Origin of the sequence: Formosa sejongensis (assembly GCF_033447105.1) — a bacterium.
Taxonomy (GTDB): Bacteria; Bacteroidota; Bacteroidia; order Flavobacteriales; family Flavobacteriaceae; genus Formosa.
In genome coordinates this window covers 1-2,984 of the sequence record NZ_JAWQUN010000047.1, presented here as the reverse complement: position 1 = coordinate 2,984, position 2,984 = coordinate 1, and the positions used below count along the sequence as shown (strand labels likewise).

The window sequence follows — 2,984 nt, the reverse complement described above, 5'->3', positions numbered from 1 at the left end:
ATTATTTGAGAAAACAATGTTATATTTATCATCGGAGAAAGGGTTTTTGTGGTGCACCACAAAGGTAACTTTGCGGAACAAAATTTCCTTTCTCTTTTTTTAAACGTTTAGGACGCTATTGATATTTTAACTAAACCACTCTCAATTTTACTGCAGAGTGGTTTTTTTTTCTTCAAAGTTATTGTTAGACGTACATAACTTTTGTCATCTTGTACTTGTTACGTTATTATGTGTTGAATTCTTCTAGAGGAATTTTAGCGGCATTAAACGACATTTCCAAATCGTGTTTAGCGGCATCGTTTTTATAAACAACTCGAGCATTTCCCTTTGACGTTTTATTATTTAACATCGCAGAAATATCCGAAACTTTCCAACTTTCACCCGTTAGTAAATAGTTTTTATAATGTAAGCCCTTTTTGGAGGCTGCACTACATATACCCTTTACAACATCCTTAACATAAACCAATGCAAATTCAGCATCAAGATCATAAACCATTTGAATAAATGGATTGGGAGCTATTTTGTTTTTAAATAAGAACTGTAAACCTGTAGATGTTAAATCTTCTCGTTTCGAAAGTGATTTCTCCATAATTCCAACGGGAGAGATACTTGTTATTTCGAAAGCAGGATCTCTATGGTCAGCTATAAAAACGCTCTACAGTTTGATTAGCTATAAATTTCGCTCGGGCATACGGATGACTTTTCTTCCTTATAAACGGTATATCCTTTTTGTTAAAAGTATCTGTTAGATCTTTACCTTCTGGAGGCATTGTAAAATTAGTATTATAAGCCGCAACGGATAACACAAAAACCACATTTTCGATATTTGTCGTTTCATTCACAACACTCGAAAAAATTTCGATACCATGAATTGTGGGTCATATAATTCAGTTTTAGGGTCTTTTACATTTAATTGAAACCGCGTTACGCCGTGAATTACAATATCTCATCCGTTTACAAAGTTTTTTAAGTGTAATTTATTTTCAACATTTAAAGAAACAATCTCTAAATGTTCTTAAATGATTGTATTTCTCTGTTTTAGAAATACCTGTAGCCGACACTTTTACTTTAAATCAGATTATTTTTTTGCTAATTTTTAACATGTGAAGTCGTTCTTTGCCTTAGAAACTCTAGACCTTGAATCTATCAATGCACTCTCTTAAATTTAGCAATCTATTATTCAGTTTTTTTGACGAACATCGGGTTACTGTTTTACAACTAAAGATTAGCATGAAGAATTAAACCTAATTAGAGATGGTGCTTATTAGTGCTTGTTTGTAGTTTGTTTGTCCTTAACACAAACATACTTTTTAATCATATACTTGGTAATAGGGTCTAAGGTTTTTCCTGTTTCAGGATGCAAACCATAAGACGTAAAATACTCTAATTCTTTATTTAAATTTTTACCATACCAAATTTGTACACTTCCATCGGAATCAAAAAAAAGCGTTTCACAATCAGCATCAACTTTATTAAAATTACTAATGCGGTCTTCATTGAAAAGTTTTAATTGCCCCAAGTTATACCGTTCAGAATCAAACTCAGTTTCTGTATATCGATGTCCATCCCAAACCATCCAATGTTGTTTGTTTATAGCATAAAAACACATAAAGCCAGTACTTAATAAGACGACTAAAATTATAGTCAGTTTATGAGCTTTTATAAAACCATACGATCTATTGATTTTCGCGGTGTTGGATCTAACTTTATCTTCTTCAATATGTACTGCTTGAATTTTTAATTCAGCATTAACATCCTTTTTAGTGACATAATCTTCATAACTATTATAATTCAAAAATTCAGAAACCTTATTTAATAATTCAGTACTCGGGTTGTTAGTAATAGCTTCCGATTCATCAACATATTTTTCATAATACCTCACGAAAGTGATCTTACTCACCGGAAATTTTAAATCTTCTGTAAATACATTTTCAAGATGACTCGATAAACCATGTTTGGTGTTTTTTCCAGACTGTTTCTCTGCCTTTATAAATAAATCTTGAAATAACCTTTTTTTCATGCTTCGACCTTGTGTGTATAAATGTATTAAAACCATAAAGAGGATACAAACACAAACAGAACATATTACAGACATATCATTCAAATATATTTGATTCCATTTTGTATGCTTTGTGTTTCCCTGTAAACACTGCTTAATCAGTTTATTTGCTACAGAATAATTATTCAGCCAAATTGAGTTTGCAAGCTGTCTAATTAAGCTAAACAGGAGTATCTAAATAAAGCGGAATAAAATCTGGGAAGTAATTATGCTGCTTTCTTTAGTGTCTTCTATACTTCCCATCCGGAGTTAATCTCCAAATAATCAGCTAGTGTTTCAGCACTAAAAAACGTATCCGAAAACCTCGGACAGCCTAACTATTGTCAAATTTTAAAATCAATAAATATGAAAAGAATGCACTTTATTTTACTATTAGTTTTTCTTAATTTGGGCACATATTCGTGTTCTCCAGAAACCAATCTTACCGATGAAAATACTACAGCAGATTTAGATAATTGTTGTGGTGATGATGGAGATATAGATATCCCACCACCAGACGATCAAAATCCGAAATAGTTTACTATCGGTTATCGATTTACAGAACATCTTATAAGACATTTGTAAGATGTTCTGTCTTTTATTTACTTAAATTGTTTAATATTCTCACTTTTGCTAAATCCATACTCATGAGTTGTGATTTCAGTAAGAGCACAAGAGGTTAGAGTTCATAATATACTTAAGATTAGTACGTGTCTAATTATGTTTTATAAGTTTTTTGTTAGCACTGTTTTAGCTATTCAGATTAATTTTAGACTTTAATTTTAAACTCATTAATTGTTGTTTCCTCAACCAGCCCAAAATATTTTGATTGGTCTCAAAGGTAGTTCAAACTATGTACTTTAGTGCATTTCGCTTTAGCTTCTAAAAACTTTACCTTAGCCTTATGAATGAACAAAGATCCAATGGCCATAGTATATCTCGATTG

Annotated in this window: 4 protein-coding genes; 1 reads left to right on the top strand and 3 read right to left on the bottom strand. The window is 31.3% G+C overall.

Annotated elements, in window-relative coordinates:
• Positions 1 to 226: 226 nt before the first annotated feature.
• From R6X41_RS19655 to R6X41_RS19645, 3 genes are all read right to left on the bottom strand, one after another.
• The gene (locus R6X41_RS19655; RefSeq protein ID WP_318502059.1) at positions 227 to 589 is read right to left on the bottom strand and encodes a hypothetical protein; all 363 of its coding nucleotides are present in this window, start codon (positions 587 to 589) and stop codon (positions 227 to 229) included.
• A gap of 49 nt (positions 590 to 638) precedes the next feature.
• The gene (locus R6X41_RS19650) at positions 639 to 842 is read right to left on the bottom strand and encodes a hypothetical protein (RefSeq protein WP_318502058.1); all 204 of its coding nucleotides are present in this window, start codon (positions 840 to 842) and stop codon (positions 639 to 641) included.
• Positions 843 to 1,264: 422 nt separating this feature from the next.
• Positions 1,265 to 2,020, bottom strand: coding sequence for a hypothetical protein (locus tag R6X41_RS19645; protein ID WP_318502057.1), 756 nt, complete (start codon positions 2,018 to 2,020; stop codon positions 1,265 to 1,267).
• Positions 2,021 to 2,404: 384 nt separating this feature from the next.
• Here R6X41_RS19645 and R6X41_RS19640 point away from each other — a divergent pair, with 384 nt between their 5' ends.
• Positions 2,405 to 2,575, top strand: coding sequence for a hypothetical protein (locus R6X41_RS19640; protein WP_318502056.1), 171 nt, complete (start codon positions 2,405 to 2,407; stop codon positions 2,573 to 2,575).
• Positions 2,576 to 2,984: the final 409 nt, after the last annotated feature.

Excerpts from the sequence above, each read along its gene's own strand:
- R6X41_RS19655 (WP_318502059.1), bottom strand. The coding sequence starts at position 589 with ATGGAGAAATCACTTTCGAAACGAGAAGATTTAACATCTACAGGTTTA.
- R6X41_RS19645 (WP_318502057.1), bottom strand. The coding sequence starts at position 2,020 with ATGAAAAAAAGGTTATTTCAAGATTTATTTATAAAGGCAGAGAAACAG.
- R6X41_RS19640 (WP_318502056.1), top strand. The coding sequence starts at position 2,405 with ATGAAAAGAATGCACTTTATTTTACTATTAGTTTTTCTTAATTTGGGC.